This window comes from Streptomyces huiliensis, from assembly GCF_020037025.1.
Taxonomy (GTDB): domain Bacteria; phylum Actinomycetota; class Actinomycetes; order Streptomycetales; family Streptomycetaceae; genus Streptomyces; species Streptomyces huiliensis.
Genome location: NZ_JAIQLH010000117.1, coordinates 14,143 through 31,689 on the forward strand (window position 1 = coordinate 14,143; position 17,547 = coordinate 31,689).

Sequence of the window (17,547 nt, forward strand, 5' to 3'; positions counted from 1 at the left end):
AGGGGCAGGAAGTGCGCGGCAGGGGCCCGCGCGCACCGCCGACGTGGCGCGCGCGGGCCCCTTTCCCGGCCTGCCGGAACGTCAGATCCGGGTCCACGCCTCGGTGAGGACGCCGCGGAGGATCTGCTCGATCTCGTCGAACGTGCCCTGGTCGGCGACGAGCGGCGGGGCCAGCTGGACGACCGGGTCGCCGCGGTCGTCGGCCCGGCAGTAGAGGCCGTCCTCGAACAGCCGCTTGGACACGAAGCCGTAGAGCAGCCGCTCGCACTCCTCCGGTGTGAACGACTCCTTGGTGGCCTGGTCCTTCACCAGCTCGATGCCGTAGAAGAAGCCGTCGCCGCGCACGTCGCCGACGATCGGCAGGTCGCGCAGCTTCTCCAGGGTGGCGCGGAAGGCGGCCTCGTGGTCCAGCACGTGCCGGTTGAGGCCCTCGCGTTCGAAGATGTCGAGGTTGGCCAGTGCGACGGCGGCCGAGACCGGGTGGCCGCCGAAGGTGTAGCCGTGCAGGAAGGTGTTCTTCCCCTTGAAGAACGGCTCGGCGATCCGGTCGGAGACCACGGCCGCGCCGATGGGGGAGTAGCCCGAGGTCATGCCCTTGGCACAGGTGATGATGTCCGGGACGTAGCCGAACTTGTCGCAGGCGAACATCGTCCCGAGCCGGCCGAACGCGCAGATGACCTCGTCCGAGACGAGCAGCACGCCGTACCGGTCGCAGATCTCGCGCACCCGCCGGAAGTAGCCGGGCGGCGGCGGGAAGCAGCCGCCGGCGTTCTGCACCGGCTCCAGGAAGACCGCGGCGACGGTGTCGGGGCCCTCGAAGAGGATCTGCTGCTCGATCTGGTCGGCGGCCCAGCGGCCGAACGCCTCGGGGTCGTCCCCGTGGATCGGCGCGCGGTAGAAGTTGGTGTTGGGCACCTTGTGGGCGCCGGGGACCAGGGGCTCGAAGGGTGCCTTGAGGGCCGGGAGTCCGGTGATGGCCAGTGCGCCCTGCGGGGTGCCGTGGTAGGCCACCGCCCGCGATATCACCTTGTACTTGCCGGGGTTGCCGGTGAGTTTGTGGTACTGCTTCGCCAGCTTCCACGCCGTCTCGACGGCCTCGCCGCCGCCCGTGGTGAAGAAGACCTTGTTCAGGTCGCCGGGCGCGTAGTGGGCCAGCCGCTCGGCCAGTTCGATCGCCTTGGGATGGGCGTAGCTCCACACCGGGAAGAAGGCCAGCTCCTGCGCCTGCTTGGCGGCGGCCTCGGCCAGTTCGGCCCGGCCGTGGCCCGCCTGGACCACGAACAGCCCCGCCAGGCCGTCCAGATAGCGCTTGCCGTTGTCGTCGTAGATGTACGTGCCCTCGCCGCGCACGATGGTCGGCACGGGGGCGTTCTCGTACGACGACATGCGGGTGAAGTGCATCCACAGGTGGTCGTACGCCGTCTGGGAGAGGTCCTTGCTGCTCACGGCTATCGGGTTCCCCATGTATAGGTCTGTTTGCGGAGCTTGAGGTAGACGAAGCTCTCGGTGGAGCGCACACCGGGCAGGGTGCGGACGCGTTTGTTGATCACGTCCAGCAGGTGGTCGTCGTCCTCGCAGACGATCTCGATGAGCAGGTCGAAGGAGCCGGCCGTCACCACGACGTACTCGACCTCGTCCATCGCGGTCAGGGCGTCGGCGACCGGGTCGAGGTCCCCCTCGACGTTGATCCCGATCATCGCCTGCCGGCGGAAGCCCACGGTGAGCGGGTCGGTGACGGCGACGATCTGCATCACGCCCTGGTCCAGCAGCTTCTGTACGCGCTGCCGGACGGCCGCCTCGGAGAGCCCCACGGCCTTGCCGATGGCGGCGTAGGGCCGGCGCCCGTCCTCCTGGAGCTGTTCGATGATCGCCCGGGAGACGGCGTCGAGGGGTGGCGCGCCGTGGGCGCTCTTGGAATCCGCTGCGTTACGAGTGACCACGGAACCACTGTGCATGAGGACTCCGCCGTATGACAAGCGTCGAGCGATGAAATCCGTTGTCACGCAGGGTCTGAATAACTGATTCCGTTGCTCCTGGCTGGTGGGTATATCGAAAGCGTGGCCCTCCTGGCTAGGCTGGGCGTCTCACCCGTCGGACATCTCACAGGAGAGGTGCACACCGTGACCACCGAGCCGCGCCGGTTGCGCAACTACATCAACGGGGAGTTCCGGGACGCCGCGGACGGACGGACCACCGAGGTGGTCAATCCGGCCACCGGCGAGGCGTACGCCACCGCTCCGCTGTCCGGCGCCGCCGACGTCGACGCCGCCATGGCCGCCGCCGAGGAGGCCTTCCCCGTCTGGCGCGACCTGGTCCCGGCCGAGCGCCAGAAGGTCCTGCTGAAGATCGCCGACGCGATCGAGGCGCGGGCCGAGGACCTCATCGCCGCCGAGTCGGAGAACACCGGCAAGCCGCTGGCCCTCACCCGCAGCGAGGAGGTCCCGCCGATGGTGGACCAGATCCGCTTCTTCGCGGGCGCCGCCCGGCTGCTGGAGGGCCGTTCCGCCGGCGAGTACATGGAGGGGATGACCTCCATCGTCCGTCGCGAGCCGGTGGGCGTCTGCGCCCAGGTCGCGCCCTGGAACTACCCGATGATGATGGCCGTCTGGAAGTTCGCCCCGGCCCTCGCCGCGGGGAACACCGTCGTCCTCAAGCCGTCCGACACCACCCCGGCCTCCACGGCCCTGCTCGCCGAGATCATCGGCGGGGTGCTGGAGGAGCTGGGCCACCCCAAGGGCGTCTTCAACGTCGTCTGCGGCGACCGCGACACCGGCCGCCTGATGGTCGAACACCCGGTGCCCGCCATGGTCTCCGTCACCGGCTCCGTCCGCGCGGGGCAGCAGGTCGCCGAGTCGGCGGCCAAGGACGTCAAGCGCGTCCACCTGGAGCTCGGCGGCAAGGCGCCCGTCGTCGTCTTCGAGGACGCCGACATCGCCAAGGCCGTCGAGGACATCGCCGTCGCCGGCTACTTCAACGCCGGCCAGGACTGCACGGCCGCCACCCGCGTGCTCGTCCACGAGTCCGTCCACGACGAGTTCGTCACCGCCCTCGCCAAGGCCGCGGCCGACACGAAGACCGGGCAGCCGGACGACGAGGACGTGCTCTACGGCCCGCTCAACAACGCCAACCAGCTCGCCCAGGTCACCGGCTTCGTCGACCGCCTCCCGGCGCACGCCAAGGTCGAGGCGGGCGGCCACCGCGTCGGCGACAAGGGCTACTTCTACGCCCCGACCGTCGTCTCCGGCCTCAAGCAGGACGACGAGATCGTCCAGAACGAGGTCTTCGGCCCGGTCATCACCGTCCAGTCCTTCACGGACGAGGACCAGGCCGTCGCCTACGCCAACGGCGTCGAGTACGCGCTCGCGTCTTCCGTGTGGACCAAGGACCACGCGCGCGCCATGCGGATGTCGAAGCGGCTCGACTTCGGCTGCGTGTGGATCAACACCCACATCCCGCTGGTCGCCGAGATGCCGCACGGCGGCTTCAAGAAGTCCGGTTACGGGAAGGACCTGTCGGCGTACGGGTTCGAGGACTACACGCGGATCAAGCACGTGATGACGTCGCTGGGCTGACGCCCCAGGCGTCCGAACGCGGGTTCCGGGACAGGCCGTGTCCCGGGCCCGCGTTTATCGTTTAACCGTGCGGCTGCGCGTACGTACGCGCGGGGGGAGGGGCGGCACGATGACCGTCGTACTGACCGACAGGATCGAGATGGCCGACAACGACGACTTCAGCCTGGATGACCTGTTCGACCAGCTGGAGCCGGTCCCCGAGGGATACAGGGTCGAGGTCGTCCGGGGGGTCGTTCACATGTCGCCGCAGCGCACCACACACTGGGACATCATTCGGAGGGTGCTGCGCCAGCTGGAGAACCACTTCGGTGAAGACGCAAGGATCACCTCCGATGTGCGCATCGATTTCCCGGGCTACAGGAACGGATTCTGCCCGGACCTGGCGAAGCTCGCGGATGATGCGACTCCCGACCGCAAGGGAAAGTTCTCCCCGTACGACGTCGAACTCATCGTGGAGGTCATTTCAAAGGGGACGGCGATCAATGACTACGGAGACAAGAAGGAGACCTACGCGGAAACCGGAGTGCCCGTCTACGTGATCGTCGACCCCTACCGTGCACAGTGCCATGTCTTCGCCTCCCCAAAGGGCAACACCTACCGGAGCGAGGTCACCGTCGACTTCGGCGACCCGATCGACCTCACCCGCACCCCGCTCGGCCTGACGATCCGCACCGACAAGTTCCCCCGCGACTGACCCCGCCCCCGGCGTTCCCGTATCATCGACGGCCCGGCGAAGCGTCTGCCGGCACCCCCGATCTCCGGACACCCCGCCCCTTGTCCGTGAAGATCGCCTCCCCCATCCTGCCGTCATGCGAGAGATGCCCGTGAAGCCCCTGTCCCGCCGCTCCCTGCTGCGCGCGACGGTCGCCGGCGCGGGTGTCGCCGCGCTCGCCGGCTGCGGAGTCCCGGCCGCCTACATCGCCCCCGGAGACCGCGCCGCGCAGGATCGTTCCGCCACCGACCGGCGCCTGTCGTTCGCCAACTGGCCGCTCTACATCGACACCGACGAGGAGCACCCCGGCCGCCGCCCCACGCTGGAGGCGTTCGAGAAGCGCAGCGGCATCTCGGTGAAGTACACCGAGGAGATCAACGACAACGACGAGTTCTTCGGGAAGATCAGCCCCGCCCTGATGAACCATCAGGACACCGGGCGCGACCTGATCGTCGTCAGCGACTGGATGTGCGCCCGCTACGTCCGCCTCGGCTGGGTGCAGGAGATGGACCGGGCCGCGCAGCCGAACGTCGCCCGGCACCTCGACCCGCTGCTGCGGAAGCCGTCGTTCGACCCCGGACGGAAGCACTCCGTGCCCTGGCAGTCCGGGATCACCGGCATCGCCTACCACCGCAAGAAGCTGGGCCGCGAGATCCGCAGCACGGCCGAGCTGTGGAAGGACGACCTGCGCGGCCGGGTCACCCTGCTGTCCGGGATGGACGAGGCGTTCACCCTGCTGATGATGGGCGACGGCGTCGACGTCACCCGGTGGACCGCCGACGACTTCCACCGCATGACGGACCGGCTGCGCCGCCTGGTCGCCAAGCGGCACATCCGCCGGTTCACCGGCAACGACTACATCAAGGAGCTGTCGTCGGGCGACGTCCTGGCCTGCCAGGCGTACTCCGGGGACATCATCCAGCTCCAGGCCGACAACCCGGACATCGCCTTCGTCGTGCCCGAGGAGGGCGCGGAGCTGTGGGCGGAGAGCCTGATGATCCCGGACCTCGCGCGGCACAAGGCGAGCGCCGAGCGGCTCGTCGATCACTACTACCAGCCGGAGGTGGCCGCCGAGCTGGCCGCGTCGGTCAACTACGTCTGCCCGGTGCCCGCCGCGCGGGACGTGCTCGCCGCGTCGAAGGACAAGGAGCTCGCCGAGCTGGCCGAGAACCCGTTGATCTTCCCGACGGACGACATGCGGAAGCGGCTGGCGACGGCGCGTGACATCTCGGCGAAGGAGCGGCCGGGGTTCGCGAAGGAGTGGAACGAGATCGTCGGGCTGTGACGCGTCCCGGCCGCCGTGCCGTCGGGCAGCCTGTTCAGGAAGCCAGCAACGCCCGCAGCGTGCTCACCCGGTTCGTCGTGATCGAGTCGACGTCGGCGGCCAGCAGGCGGCGCATGGAGCGCCGGGTGTCCGCCGTCCACGCGGAGACCAGGTAGCCGTCGGCGTGGTGCCGGGCGACGAGCTCCGGACTCACCAGTCCGAAGCGGTAGTTGAGCCAGTGCGGGCGGACCGCGGCGAGCAGGGCCGCGGGGGGCGGGTTCAGGGTGGTCCGGGTGAGGGCGATCTCCGCCTCCGGGTCGGCCCGCCGCACCTCGCGCATGGACTCCGTGGCGCCGCAGTAGTAGACGCGGCCGGCGGCCCCCGCCGCGTGCACCTCCGCGACGGCGGCGGCCGCCGCGGAGGGGTCGGGGAGGTCGACGAACAGCCGCCCGGGGCCGTCCTCCTTCAGCGCCTCCCGCAGCGTCGGCACTCCGCCGCGGGTCAGGGCGCGCAGCTCGTCCGCGGTCACCGAGGCGAGGGCGCGGTCGTGGCCCCACAGCCGGCGCAGGGTGGCGTCGTGCAGCAGGACGGGCACGCCGTCGCGGGTGAGGCGGACGTCGATCTCCACCGCCGCCGCTCCGGCGCGGCGGGCCGAGCGGATGGACGGCAGGGTGTTCTCGCGGTGGACGTACGGGTCGCCGCGGTGGGCGACGGCCTGGAAGGCGCGGGTGATCGGCATCCGCCCATTGTGGCCGGAGGCCGCGCCGTCCGCCGGGCGGGCCCGGCTCCCTACGATGCCCCGGCCCGGCTGGCCCGGCCCGGCCGCGCGTCGCCGGTCAGCCGGTGTGGGCCGCGGTGTACGCCGTCGTGTACGCGTCGATTTCCGCCGCGAGCCGCGCCTTGCCCGCCGCGTCCAGGAACGACGCCTCGACGGCGTTCTTGGCGAGGTCCGCGACGCCCCGGGCGTCGAGTTCCAGCAGCCGGGCGGCGACCGCGTACTCGTTGTTGAGGTCGGTGCCGAACATGGGCGGGTCGTCGCTGTTGACGGTGACCAGGACGCCCGCGGCGACCATCTCCTTGATCGGGTGCCGTTCGATGTCGGTCACGGCCCGGGTGGCCAGGTTGGAGGTCGGGCAGACCTCCAGCGGGATGCGGTGCTCGGCGAGGTGAGCCAGCAGCCTCGGGTCCTGGGCGGCGCTGGTGCCGTGGCCGATGCGCTCGGCGCGCAGCGCGGTCAGCGCGTCCCAGATCGTCTGCGGCCCCGTGGTCTCGCCGGCGTGCGGCACGCTGTGCAGGCCGGCGGCGATGGCGCGGTCGAAGTAGGGCTTGAACTGCGGGCGGGGGACGCCGATCTCGGGCCCGCCGAGGCCGAACGAGACCAGGCCGTCGGGCCGCAGGTCACAGGCGATACGGGTGGTCTCCTCGGCCGCCTCCAGACCGGCCTCGCCGGGGATGTCGAAGCACCAGCGCAGCACCACGCCCAGCTCGGACTCGGCCGCCTTGCGGGCGTCCTCGATCGCCTCGACGAACGCCGTGTCCGGGATGCCGCGCCGCACCGAGCTGAACGGCGTGACGGTCAGCTCCGCGTAGCGGACGTTCTGCCGGGCCATGTCCCGCGCGACCTCGTACGTCAGCAGCCGGACGTCCTCGGCGTCGCGGATGAGGTCGACGACCGAGAGGTAGACCTCGATGAAGTGCGCGAAGTCGCGGAAGGTGAAGAAGTCGGCCAGCGCCTCGGGGTCGGTGGGGACCGGGGAGTCCGGGTGCCGGGCGGCCAGCTGGGCGACGATGCGCGGTGAGGCCGAGCCGACGTGGTGCACGTGCAGTTCGGCCTTGGGCAGGCCGGCGATGAAGGGGTCGAGCGCTGACATGCTGCCTCCGGAGGCTGGTCGGTCGGCGGGTGCCGATCATCGTATGCGGGGGGCCTCGGCCGCCGTCCGGGAGGCCGTAGCATGACGGGTGAGCAGGGGAGGGTCAGTGTCCGACACGGGCAGTGCGCAGCAGGAACCGCGGGATCGCGACCCGTGGGCGCCGCCGGCGCGGAGGACGCCGTTCGACGAGGGCGGGGTGTCGTTGGGCAAGGACCCCGGCGCCGTCCCTCCGCCGTTCGCGGCCGTGCCTCCGCCTTCGGCGTCCCCGGTGCGGGAGGGTGTCGTACCTCCCGTCCCCCTGGCCCCTACGGGCCCGGGCACCCCGAGCGCATGGCGGCCTCCTACCCCGTACGGACCGCAGGCCGGCTCTCCGTACGGGCCGTCGTACCCGGCGGCGTACGGTGCCGTGCCGCCTGGGCCGGGGCCCTTCGCCGCCCCGGGCTCGCCGTACGGCCAGGGGCCCGCGACCGGACCCGGTCCCGCGACCGGCCTCGGCTCCGCGACCGGACCCGGTCCCTTGAACAACCCCGGACTGCCGTACGCCCCGCCCCTGTCCTACGGCCCGGGGCTGCCCCCGTCGCCCGCCGTCCCCGACAACGGGTTCGGCACGGCCGCGCTCGTGCTCGGGATCGTGTCGCTGGTGCTCGCGATCTCCGTGGTGCTGGGGCTGGTCCTCGGGGTCCTCGCCGTCATATTCGGCGCCGTCGGGCGGGCGAAGGCCGTCCGGGGCGTGGCGTCCAACCGGGGCCAGGCCATGGCCGGGCTGATCCTCGGCGCGCTCGGGCTGGCCGCCTCCGTGGCCATGCTCGTCCTGGTGCTCAACCTCCCGGACGAAGAGGAGCACGGGGACGACCGGTACGGCGACGACCCCGACGTCACCGACGTGACCTACCGGGCGGCCGGCCCGTCCGGCGCTCCCGGCGGCTACGCGGCGGGTGCCTCCGCCCGGGGGCCGCTGGTGCCGGCCGCCAGCCGCTGACGGGCCTCCATCAGCGCGAAGCCGAGCAGGTTCAGCCCGTCCCAGCGGGCCGGGTCCCCGGCGCGCTCGTCGTCCGAGGCGAGACCTATGCCCCACACCCGGTCCAGCGGGCTGGCCTCCACCAATACCCGGCCGCCGGTGCCCAGCAGGTACTCCCGCAGCTCCGGGTGGTGGGCGAACTTGTGCACGCTGCCCTCCACGACCAGCTCGAAGCGGTGCCGCCGCCACTCCTCCTCGTCGAAGCCGCGCACCGTCCGGCCCGCGTCCTTGGCCTGCTTGGGATGGGCCGCCGCCAGCACCCGGGCCTCGGCCTCGGCGTCGCCGAACAGCCGGGCCTTGCCCGCCATCATCCAGTGCTCCGCCGTCGCGTAGACCGTGCCGTCCACCGTGAAGGGCGACGGCCACCACTGGCTGAGGCAGCTCGCCCCCACCGTCCCGTCCCGCCGTGGCCGGTGACCCCAGAAGAACACGTACTTCGCACGCTCACCGTGCGTGACGGCCGCCGTCAGCTCCTCGACGGTCCGTGCGCTCTCCGCACCCTTGTGCACCATGTCATTCCCCTTTCCCCTCGTCATGCGGCACATTCTGGCACCCCCCACTGACAACGGAGAGTGAATATCGGCGGAGAGCGGATCTTCCCCCGGCTTTGCCCATAGCATTGCCCGGCGTATCTACAATGAGGGGATCACCTTTGTCCGGTTACGGTCAGAATCCTTACGGGCCGCCTCCGCAGCAGCCGCCCCAGCCGCCCCAGCAGCAGCCGGGCTACGGCTACCCGGGCCCCGGCAGCCAGCCGCAGGGCGTCTACCCGATGGCGCCGCCGGTCCAGCCGTACGGCGTCGGTCCGTACGGGATGCCGGCGCAGCCGAGCAACGGCCTGGGCACCGCGGGTATGGTCACCGGCATCATCGGCGCGGTCTGCGGGCTGCTCCCCATCCTGTACTTCTTCGCCTTCGTGCTCGGCATCCTCGGCATCGTCTTCGGCGGCGTCGGCCGCTCGAAGGTCTCCAAGGGGCTGGCCACCAATCGCGGCGCCGCCACGGCCGGAATCGTGCTGGGCATCATCGCCCTGATCCTGCCCTTCCTCTGGTTCGCCTTCATCGCGAGCGCCCTCGGCGTCACCATGTGGTGACCGTGCGGGCCCGTCGGGCGGCACGCCCCGGACCCCGCGCCCCCGGCAACACTGATTCCGTCGTGGAGTGAAATCTCCACGACGGAATCTCTTGTTGTGGGGCGCTTCCTCTGCCAGGATCGGCGATCACATCCGTTAGGAGCGACGGCCCGGACCGTCGCGGCCCCGGCCCGAGCGGGCAGCGGAGGAGTGAGCGATGCGGCACCCGCACGGCCCGTACGCGGACACCCCCGTCCGTATGTCACTGTTATGTGCTCTACGCCCCCACATCCGATGGATCCACACCCATGACTGCAACCGCCCCGAGCGGCCCCGGCGGCAGCGGAACCGACGTCCGCCTGGCCGGGATCAGCAAGCGCTACGGCGCCTTCACGGCCGTGCACCCGCTGGACCTCACCGTCCCCGCGGGCTCCTTCTTCGCCCTGCTCGGGGCCTCCGGCTGCGGCAAGACCACCACCCTGCGCATGATCGCCGGCCTGGAGACCCCCACCACCGGCAGCGTCGTCCTCGCCGGCCGGGACGTGACCGCCCTGCCGCCGTACAAGCGCCCGGTCAACACCGTCTTCCAGAGCTACGCGCTCTTCCCGCACCTCGACATCCACGAGAACGTCGCCTTCGGCCTCCGCCGGCGCGGTGTGAAGTCGGTGCGCAAGCAGGTCGGCGAGATGCTCGACCTCGTCCAGCTCGGTGACCTGGCCCGGCGCCGGCCGCACGAGCTCTCCGGCGGCCAGCAGCAGCGCGTGGCCGTCGCCCGCGCCCTCATCAACCACCCTCAGGTGCTGCTGCTCGACGAGCCGCTGGGCGCCCTGGACCTCAAGCTCCGCCGCCAGATGCAGCTGGAGCTCAAGCGGATCCAGACCGAGGTGGGCATCACCTTCGTGCACGTCACGCACGACCAGGAGGAGGCCATGACGATGGCCGACACCGTGGCCGTCATGAACGCCGGCCGGGTCGAGCAGCTCGGCGCCCCCGCCGACCTCTACGAGACCCCGCGCACCACCTTCGTCGCCAACTTCCTGGGCACCTCCAACCTCATCACCGCGGACGTCCTCGACGCCTCCGGCGACGACCTGGTGCTGCGCGCCGCCGACGGAAAGCTCGCGCTGCCCGCCGCCCGCTGCCAGGTCCCCGCGCGCGCCGGCGACAAGATCCTCGTCGGCATACGGCCCGAGAAGATCGCGCTCACCCACGCCGACGACGCCGAGACCGTCCCCGACGGCCGCAACCGGGTGCGCGGACGCATCAGTTCCGCGAGCTTCATCGGCGTCTCCACCCAGTACCTCGTCGACGCGCCGGTCGCCACGGGCACCGCCGGGCTGTCCGTCTACGCCCAGAACGTCGAGCGCGACCCCCGGCTCGTCCCCGGCGCCGAGGTGCTCCTGCACTGGAACCCCGGCCACGGCTTCGGCCTGGACGCCGCGCAGCGCATCGAGGCGGGCACCGACGTGGACCTGGGGGAGGCCCCCTCATGACGACGGCCGCCCCCGCCCCCGCCCCCGTTCGAGAGACCGCCCCCGCCCGCTCCCGGAGCGCCCGGCGCGTCCCCTACCGGCTGCTCCTCCCCGGCATCCTCTGGCTGCTGCTCTTCTTCGTGGCCCCCCTCGTCTACCAGGCGTCGACCTCCGTCCAGACCGGTTCGCTGGAGGACGGCTTCCGGGTCACCTGGCACTTCGCCACCTACTGGGACGCCCTGAGCACCTACTGGCCCCAGTTCCTCCGCTCGATCGGCTACGCCGCCGTCGCCACCGCGCTCTGCCTGCTCCTCGGCTACCCGCTCGCGTACCTCATCGCCTTCCGGGCCGGCCGCTGGCGCACCCTGCTGATGGTGCTGGTCATCGCGCCGTTCTTCACCAGCTTCCTGATCCGCACGCTGGCCTGGAAGACGATCCTCTCCGACGGCGGACCCGTCGTCGGCGCCCTCGACTCGCTGCACGTCCTGGGGCTGACCGACGCACTCGGCGTCACCGAGGGGCACCGGCTCCTCGCCACCCCGCTCGCCGTCGTCTGCGGCCTCACCTACAACTTCCTGCCCTTCATGATCCTGCCGCTCTACACCTCCCTGGAACGCATCGACGGCAGGCTCCACGAAGCCGCGGGCGACCTGTACGCGGGCCCCCTCACCACGTTCCGCCGGGTGACCTTCCCGCTCTCCATGCCCGGCGTCGTCGCCGGCACGCTGCTCACCTTCATCCCGGCCGCCGGCGACTACATCAACGCCGAACTGCTCGGCTCCCCGGACCAGAAGATGATCGGCAACGTCGTCCAGTCGCAGTTCCTGCGCGTCCTCGACTACCCGACCGCCGCCGCGTTGTCCTTCCTGCTGATGGCCGTGATCCTCGGCATGGTCACCGTCTACCTGCGCCGGGCCGGGACGGAGGACGTCGTCTGATGCGTGCAGTCGCCCGCCCGTTCCGCCGGCTCCGCCGCCACCTGGTGGTGATCGCCGGCCTGGGCACCCTCGCCTACCTGCTGCTGCCCAACGTCATCGTCACCGTCTTCTCGTTCAACAAGCCCGCCGGCCGCTTCAACTACGAGTGGCGCGAGTTCTCGACGGACGCCTGGACGCACCCCTGCGACGTCGCGGGACTCTGCGGTTCGCTCTCGCTCAGCCTCTGGATCGCCCTCTGGGCCACCCTGGGCGCCACCCTGCTCGGCACCCTGGCCGCGTTCGCCCTGGCCCGGCACCGCTTCCGCGGCCGCGGCGCGGCGAGCGGCCTCTTCTTCCTGCCGATGGCGATGCCCGAGGTCGTGATGGCCGCCTCGATGGCCACCCTCTTCCTTAATACGGGCGTCGCCTTCGGCTTCTGGACGATCCTCATCGCCCACATCACGTTCTGCCTGAGCTTCGTCGTCACGGCCGTCAAGGCGCGGGTGGCGAGCATGGACCCGCGGCTCGAACAGGCCGCGCAGGACCTCTACGCCACGCCCTTCCAGACGTTCCTGCGCGTCACCCTGCCGATCGCCGCGCCCGGCATCGCCGCCGGGGCCCTGCTGTCGTTCGCGCTCTCCTTCGACGACTTCGTCATCACCAACTTCAACGCCGGCTCCACTGTGACCTTCCCCATGTACGTCTGGGGAGCCGCGCAGCGGGGCACGCCCGTTCAGATCAATGTCGTCGGCACGGCGATGTTCGCCGTCGCCGTCCTGTGCGTCCTGGCCGGACAGCTGGCGGGACGCCGGAAGAACAGAAGAAGAGGCAGCCGAAGGAGCTGAGAACATGGCCGCTCGTGCCATGAACCCTGCCCAATCACTTTCCGACACCGCTCTGCGCCCCTACTGGCTCGACGACCCCGGCCGGCCCGACCCCCGCCCCGCCCTCGTCGGCGACGAGCACTGCGACCTGCTCGTCGTCGGCGGCGGCTACTCGGGGCTCTGGACCGCCCTCAACGCCAAGGAACGCGACCCCGCCCGCGACGTCGTCCTCATCGAGGCCGAGGAGACCGGCTGGGCCGCCTCCGGCCGCAACGGCGGCTTCTGCGCCGCCTCCCTCACCCACGGCGTCGCCAACGGCCTCGCCCGCTGGCCCGGCGAACTCCCCCTCCTGGAGGAGCTCGGCCGCCGCAACCTCGACGGCATCGAGGACGCCCTCCGCCGCCACGGCATCGACTGCGACTTCGAACGCACCGGCGAGATCGACATCGCCACCGCCCCGCACCAGGTGGCCGAGCTCCGGGAGGCCGCCGAGGAGTACGCGGCGTACGGCATCACCGGCCACGAGTACCTGGACCGCGACGCCCTGCGCGCCGAGGTCGACTCCCCGACCTTCCTCGCCGGCCTCTGGAACCGCGACGGCGTCGCCATGCTGCACCCCGCCAAGCTCGCCTGGGGTCTCAAGCGCGCCTGCCTGGAGCTCGGCGTACGGATCTACGAGCACACCCCGGGCAGCGGGCTGTCCTCGCGCGGCGCCGGCGTCGCCGTCCGCACCCCCTACGGGCGGGTCTTCGCCCGCCGGGCCGCCCTCGGCACCAACGTCTACCCGTCCCTGGTCAAGCGGCTCCGCCCGTTCATCGCCCCGGTCTACGACTACGTGCTCGTCACCGAGCCGCTGACCGAGGAGCAGCTGGCGGCCGTCGGGTGGAAGCGGCGGCAGGGGCTCAGCGACTCGGCCAACCACTTCCACTACTTCCGGCTCACCGCCGACCGGCGGATCCTGTGGGGCGGCTACGACATCGTCTACCACTACGGGGGCGAGGTCCGGGCCGAGTACGACCACCACCCGGCCACCTACCAGCGGCTCGCCGAGCACTTCTTCCGCTGCTTCCCGCAGCTGGAGGGCGTCCGCTTCACGCACGCCTGGGGCGGCGCCATCGACACCTGCTCCCGCTTCTCGGCCTTCTTCGGCACCGCGCACGGCGGCCGGGTCGCCTACGCCCTGGGGTACACCGGACTCGGTGTCGGGGCCACCCGGTTCGGCGCCGACGTCATGCTCGACCTGCTGGCGGGGGAGCGGACCGAGCGCACCGAGCTCGAGATGGTCCGCAGCAGACCGCTGCCCTTCCCGCCGGAGCCGGTGCGGTCGGTGGGGATCGGCATCACCCAGTGGTCGATGACCCGGGCCGACGAGAACGGCGGGCGGCGCAACCTCTGGCTGAAGGCGATGGACAAGGTGGGGCTGGGGTTCGACAGCTGACGTATCCGGCGACGGGTGTTGACCCGCCGGCCGGTGAACCCGGTCGGGGGAATCCCGCCGGAACCGCGTAAGAGCCGTCCGGCCGCCCCCTCCCACCCGTGACGCACCCACACGCGACACGGAGGAGGCAGCGTATGAGCGGCGGCGCGGGGAGGACGAGCGCGGTGGACTGGCTGGCGGCGGCCGCGCCCGATCCCGCGGCCTGCCGGTGGGAGTGGGAGCGCAATCCCTTCGGGATCGCCCTGCTGCCCGCCGGCCGGCTGTGGGACGTCCTCATCCTGCCGGGCGGCCTCGGCCGCCCCACGGCGGACGTCCTGGCCGGGCGGCCCGGCGCGCCGGGGCCGGTGCTCGCCGACGAACGGGCGGGCCGGATCGGCTTCCTGGTGCCGCCCGGGACGGCGGCCCGCTGGCTGGCGACCGGGGTGCGCGGCGCCGGGCGCGGCACCTGGATCGTGGTGCCGCACCCGGTCCGCAACGCCTCCCTGATCCGCTGGCTGGTGCCGCCCGACGGGTCCGGGCTGCTCACCGACCCGGTGGTGCTGGAGCTCGCCCTCCACGAGGCCGCCGCCCGGCTCGCCCGCGGCTGAGCCACCGGGCCAGGCACCACAGCACGAGGACGGCCAGGCACCAGGAGCCCAGGACGTCCAGCGGCCAGTGGTAGCCGCGGTGCACGAGCCCCGCCCCCACCGCCGCGTTGAGCAGCACGTATCCGGCGGCGGCCCGGCGAGACCGGGTGAGCAGCAGCAGCGCGGCGCCGTAGGCCACGGCGGCGGTGGCGGTGTGGCCCGAGGGGAAGAAGCCGTCGTGCGGGCCGGTCCCCATCGCGGGCGGGCCCGGCCGGTCGATCAGCGTCTTGAGCGGGACGACCAGGGCGGGCACCGCCGCCATGGCGAGGGCGGCGGCCAGGGCGTGGGACCACGGCCGGCCGCGCCGCAGGACCGCCCACAGCGCGGCGGCGGCCAGCACCGGGACGGCGACGGAGGCGTTGCCGAGGTCGGCGAGGAACCCGGTGACCGCCCGCGGGAACGCGGCACCGGCGACGGCGCGCCCCACCCGCTCGTCGAGCGCGCGCAGCGGGCCGTGCGCGGCGACCTGCCAGGTGACCAGGGCGAAGAGGACGGCGGACAGCGCAGGGAGGAGGACCCGGCGGCGCCACGGCGCGCCGAAGGCCGACGGCTCCGGAACAGGGGGGGAGGTTCCGAGGCCGCCGGCCTGGCCGGCGTGCCGCTCGTCCCGGGGGGTGTGGAACGGGCGGCCGTCCGATCGGTGAGGAGTCCCGGGGCCCGGCTTGCCGGCGGCCCCGGTGGCGTGCGCGGTGGCACGGCCGCGCCGGCACTGGGGACGTACCGGCGGGGCGTCGTCCGCAGTCCCCTGCGGACGGGGTGTCTCACTCATCTGCAGAAACCGTACGGCAGGGCGGGCGGCGGACGGTAGCCGTGTCACCCGTCCACCACCCGCCCCGCACAGGTTCTTCACGGGCGCGCGTGCAGACGCCCGCGCACGCCGGTCCGGAGCCGGATCCTCAGGCGGTTCAGAGGTTCCCGAGGGCGGCCTCGATGATGTCCAGACCCTCGTTGAGCAGGTCCTCGCCGATGACCAGCGGCGGCAGGAAGCGGAGCACGTTGCCGTAGGTGCCGCAGGTCAGCACCAGCAGGCCCTCGGCGTGGCAGGCCTTGGCCAGGGCGCCGGCCGCCTCGGGGGCGGGGGCCTTGGTCTCCCGGTCCTTGACCAGCTCGATCGCGATCATCGCACCGCGGCCGCGGATGTCGCCGATGACCGGGAACTTCTCCTGCATGACCGAGAGGCGGCCCTTCATGACCTCCTCGATGCGCTTCGCCTTCGCGTTGAGGTCCAGCTCGCGCATGGTCTCGATCGCGCCGAGCGCGCCGGCGCACGCCACCGGGTTGCCGCCGTAGGTGCCGCCGAGGCCGCCCGCGTGCGCCGAGTCCATGATCTCCGCGCGGCCGGTGACCGCGGCCAGCGGAAGACCGCCCGCGATGCCCTTGGCGGTGGTGATCAGGTCCGGGACGATGCCCTCGTCCTCACAGGCGAACCACTGGCCGGTGCGGCAGAAGCCGGACTGGATCTCGTCCGCCACGAAGACGATGCCGTTGTCGTTCGCGAACTTCACGATCGCCGGCAGGAAGCCCTTGGCCGGCTCGATGAAGCCGCCCTCGCCGAGCACCGGCTCAATGATGATCGCGGCCACGTTCTCCGCGCCGACCTGCTTGGTGATCTGGTCGATGGCCTGCGCCGCGGCCTCGGGGCCGCAGTTCTCCGCGCCGGTCGGCCAGCGGTAGCCGTAGGCCACCGGCACCCGGTAGACCTCGGGGGCGAACGGGCCGAAGCCGTGCTTGTACGGCATGTTCTTGGCCGTGAGCGCCATCGTCAGGTTGGTGCGGCCGTGGTAGCCGTGGTCGAAGACGACGACCGCCTGGCGCTTGGTGTACGCGCGGGCGATCTTCACCGCGTTCTCGACGGCCTCGGCGCCCGAGTTGAACAGGGCCGACTTCTTGGCGTGGTCGCCCGGGGTCAGCTCGGCGAGCTGCTCGCAGACCTCCACGTAGCCCTCGTAGGGGGTGACCATGAAGCAGGTGTGGGTGAAGTTCGCCAGCTGCGCCGACGCCCGGCGGACCACGGCCTCGGCGCTGGCGCCCACCGAGGTCACGGCGATGCCCGAACCGAAGTCGATCAGCGAGTTGCCGTCCACGTCCTCGATCACGCCGCCGCCCGCGCGGGTCGTGAACACCGGCAGCACCGAGCCGACGCCCCCGGCGACCGTCGCCGTGCGACGCGCCTGGAGCTCCAGCGACTTGGGGCCGGGGATGGCGGTGACGACGCGGCGCTCCTGGGGGAGGGCCGAGCCTCCGGTCAGTTCGGTCATGGTTGGGCTCCCGGGGGAAGAACGCGGACTTTTGACCGCAGGCTAAGGGCGGGCCCAGGGGCCCGGCATGTTCCGTTGGGGAGTAGTACGGGCGCGCCGTTGTCCGGACGGTACATGGCGGGTCGGGGTGCGACCGGCGCCCCCGCCGGCTCGGGGACTACCCCGAGTCAGCCCTGAGACGGCCCCCAGTCACCCCGGAACTCGGCCCGGAGACGCTGAACTCCCCGCTCAGGGCCGCTAGATTGGCCACGCGACGTCGGTCCGGCCGCAGCCGGGCCGCACGGCGGGCAGGCAGCAGCCGTGGTAGTAGGCAGCAGGAGTGGCGGGACCGGCCGGCGGGGGCAAGGGGCAGCGATGGCATCCGAGGACACGTACGGGGACGCGTACGGGGCACCTCCTTTCCGCGGCGGCCGGGCGGCGCGCCCCGACGGGCCCACGGCCCCGTTCGTCCCGCCGCCTGCTCCGCCGATGGCCCCACCGACCGCTCCGCCGACCGCCCCACC

At 72.0% G+C, this 17,547-nt stretch carries 17 protein-coding genes; 10 read left to right on the plus strand and 7 right to left on the minus strand.

Going from position 1 to position 17,547, the window contains the following annotated elements; all coding sequences use genetic code 11:
* Nucleotides 1–81: 81 nt before the first annotated feature.
* Both JNW98_RS20835 and JNW98_RS20840 read right to left on the minus strand, forming a co-directional pair.
* Complete coding sequence (locus JNW98_RS20835; RefSeq protein WP_223769787.1) at nucleotides 82–1,464, minus strand: aspartate aminotransferase family protein; 1,383 nt, start codon at nucleotides 1,462–1,464, stop codon at nucleotides 82–84.
* Nucleotides 1,449–1,955: an Lrp/AsnC family transcriptional regulator gene (locus JNW98_RS20840; RefSeq protein WP_223769788.1), complete on the minus strand. Its 507-nt coding sequence runs from the start codon at nucleotides 1,953–1,955 to the stop codon at nucleotides 1,449–1,451. The genes JNW98_RS20835 and JNW98_RS20840 overlap by 16 nt, the downstream gene beginning before the upstream one ends.
* A gap of 165 nt (nucleotides 1,956–2,120) precedes the next feature.
* Here JNW98_RS20840 and JNW98_RS20845 point away from each other — a divergent pair, with 165 nt between their 5' ends.
* The 3 genes from JNW98_RS20845 to JNW98_RS20855 all read left to right on the plus strand — a co-directional run bounded on the left by JNW98_RS20845 (nucleotide 2,121) and on the right by JNW98_RS20855 (nucleotide 5,569).
* A complete protein-coding gene (locus tag JNW98_RS20845) occupies nucleotides 2,121–3,572 on the plus strand; it encodes a gamma-aminobutyraldehyde dehydrogenase (protein ID WP_223769789.1) in 1,452 nt (483 codons plus the stop codon).
* Between the two features lie 109 nt (nucleotides 3,573–3,681).
* Nucleotides 3,682–4,266, plus strand: a complete 585-nt coding sequence (locus JNW98_RS20850) for a Uma2 family endonuclease (RefSeq protein WP_223769790.1) — start codon at nucleotides 3,682–3,684, stop codon at nucleotides 4,264–4,266.
* A gap of 139 nt (nucleotides 4,267–4,405) precedes the next feature.
* The gene (locus JNW98_RS20855; protein WP_372459293.1) at nucleotides 4,406–5,569 is read left to right on the plus strand and encodes a polyamine ABC transporter substrate-binding protein; all 1,164 of its coding nucleotides are present in this window, start codon (nucleotides 4,406–4,408) and stop codon (nucleotides 5,567–5,569) included.
* Nucleotides 5,570–5,603: 34 nt separating this feature from the next.
* Here JNW98_RS20855 and JNW98_RS20860 read toward each other — a convergent pair whose 3' ends face one another.
* Nucleotides 5,604–6,287, minus strand: a complete 684-nt coding sequence (locus JNW98_RS20860; RefSeq protein WP_223769792.1) for a glycerophosphodiester phosphodiesterase — start codon at nucleotides 6,285–6,287, stop codon at nucleotides 5,604–5,606.
* A gap of 97 nt (nucleotides 6,288–6,384) precedes the next feature.
* Nucleotides 6,385–7,419, minus strand: a complete 1,035-nt coding sequence (locus JNW98_RS20865) for an adenosine deaminase (protein ID WP_223769793.1) — start codon at nucleotides 7,417–7,419, stop codon at nucleotides 6,385–6,387.
* Between the two features lie 517 nt (nucleotides 7,420–7,936).
* Here JNW98_RS20865 and JNW98_RS20870 point away from each other — a divergent pair.
* On the plus strand, nucleotides 7,937–8,398 hold the full coding sequence (locus JNW98_RS20870) for a DUF4190 domain-containing protein (protein ID WP_223769794.1): 462 nt from the start codon (nucleotides 7,937–7,939) through the stop codon (nucleotides 8,396–8,398).
* Here the strand turns inward: JNW98_RS20870 and ybiA are convergent.
* Nucleotides 8,344–8,973 (minus strand): riboflavin biosynthesis intermediates N-glycosidase, encoded by a 630-nt coding sequence (ybiA, locus tag JNW98_RS20875; RefSeq protein WP_223769795.1) that lies wholly within the window; start codon nucleotides 8,971–8,973, stop codon nucleotides 8,344–8,346. The two genes, JNW98_RS20870 and ybiA, sit on opposite strands and share 55 nt — an antisense overlap.
* Before the next feature lie 101 nt (nucleotides 8,974–9,074).
* Between ybiA and JNW98_RS20880 the strand changes: the two genes are divergently transcribed.
* The 6 genes from JNW98_RS20880 to JNW98_RS20905 all read left to right on the plus strand — a co-directional run bounded on the left by JNW98_RS20880 (nucleotide 9,075) and on the right by JNW98_RS20905 (nucleotide 14,747).
* Complete coding sequence (locus tag JNW98_RS20880) at nucleotides 9,075–9,530, plus strand: DUF4190 domain-containing protein (RefSeq protein WP_223769796.1); 456 nt, start codon at nucleotides 9,075–9,077, stop codon at nucleotides 9,528–9,530.
* 287 nt (nucleotides 9,531–9,817) lie between these two features.
* Nucleotides 9,818–11,002: an ABC transporter ATP-binding protein gene (locus JNW98_RS20885; RefSeq protein ID WP_223769797.1), complete on the plus strand. Its 1,185-nt coding sequence runs from the start codon at nucleotides 9,818–9,820 to the stop codon at nucleotides 11,000–11,002.
* Nucleotides 10,999–11,919, plus strand: a complete 921-nt coding sequence (locus JNW98_RS20890; RefSeq protein ID WP_223769798.1) for an ABC transporter permease — start codon at nucleotides 10,999–11,001, stop codon at nucleotides 11,917–11,919. The genes JNW98_RS20885 and JNW98_RS20890 overlap by 4 nt, the downstream gene beginning before the upstream one ends.
* Nucleotides 11,919–12,743, plus strand: coding sequence for an ABC transporter permease (locus tag JNW98_RS20895; RefSeq protein ID WP_223769799.1), 825 nt, complete (start codon nucleotides 11,919–11,921; stop codon nucleotides 12,741–12,743). Before JNW98_RS20890 ends, JNW98_RS20895 begins: the two co-directional genes overlap by 1 nt.
* A 4-nt stretch (nucleotides 12,744–12,747) precedes the next feature.
* On the plus strand, nucleotides 12,748–14,160 hold the full coding sequence (locus JNW98_RS20900) for an NAD(P)/FAD-dependent oxidoreductase (RefSeq protein ID WP_223769800.1): 1,413 nt from the start codon (nucleotides 12,748–12,750) through the stop codon (nucleotides 14,158–14,160).
* A gap of 134 nt (nucleotides 14,161–14,294) precedes the next feature.
* Nucleotides 14,295–14,747, plus strand: a complete 453-nt coding sequence (locus JNW98_RS20905) for a hypothetical protein (protein WP_223769801.1) — start codon at nucleotides 14,295–14,297, stop codon at nucleotides 14,745–14,747.
* On the opposite strand, the gene JNW98_RS20910 is transcribed toward JNW98_RS20905, so the two are convergent.
* Together JNW98_RS20910 and gabT are read right to left on the minus strand one after the other, a co-directional pair.
* The gene (locus tag JNW98_RS20910) at nucleotides 14,683–15,555 is read right to left on the minus strand and encodes a phosphatase PAP2 family protein (RefSeq protein ID WP_223769802.1); all 873 of its coding nucleotides are present in this window, start codon (nucleotides 15,553–15,555) and stop codon (nucleotides 14,683–14,685) included. The two genes, JNW98_RS20905 and JNW98_RS20910, sit on opposite strands and share 65 nt — an antisense overlap.
* Before the next feature lie 136 nt (nucleotides 15,556–15,691).
* Nucleotides 15,692–17,044 (minus strand): 4-aminobutyrate--2-oxoglutarate transaminase, encoded by a 1,353-nt coding sequence (gabT, locus tag JNW98_RS20915; protein ID WP_223769803.1) that lies wholly within the window; start codon nucleotides 17,042–17,044, stop codon nucleotides 15,692–15,694.
* Nucleotides 17,045–17,547: the final 503 nt, after the last annotated feature.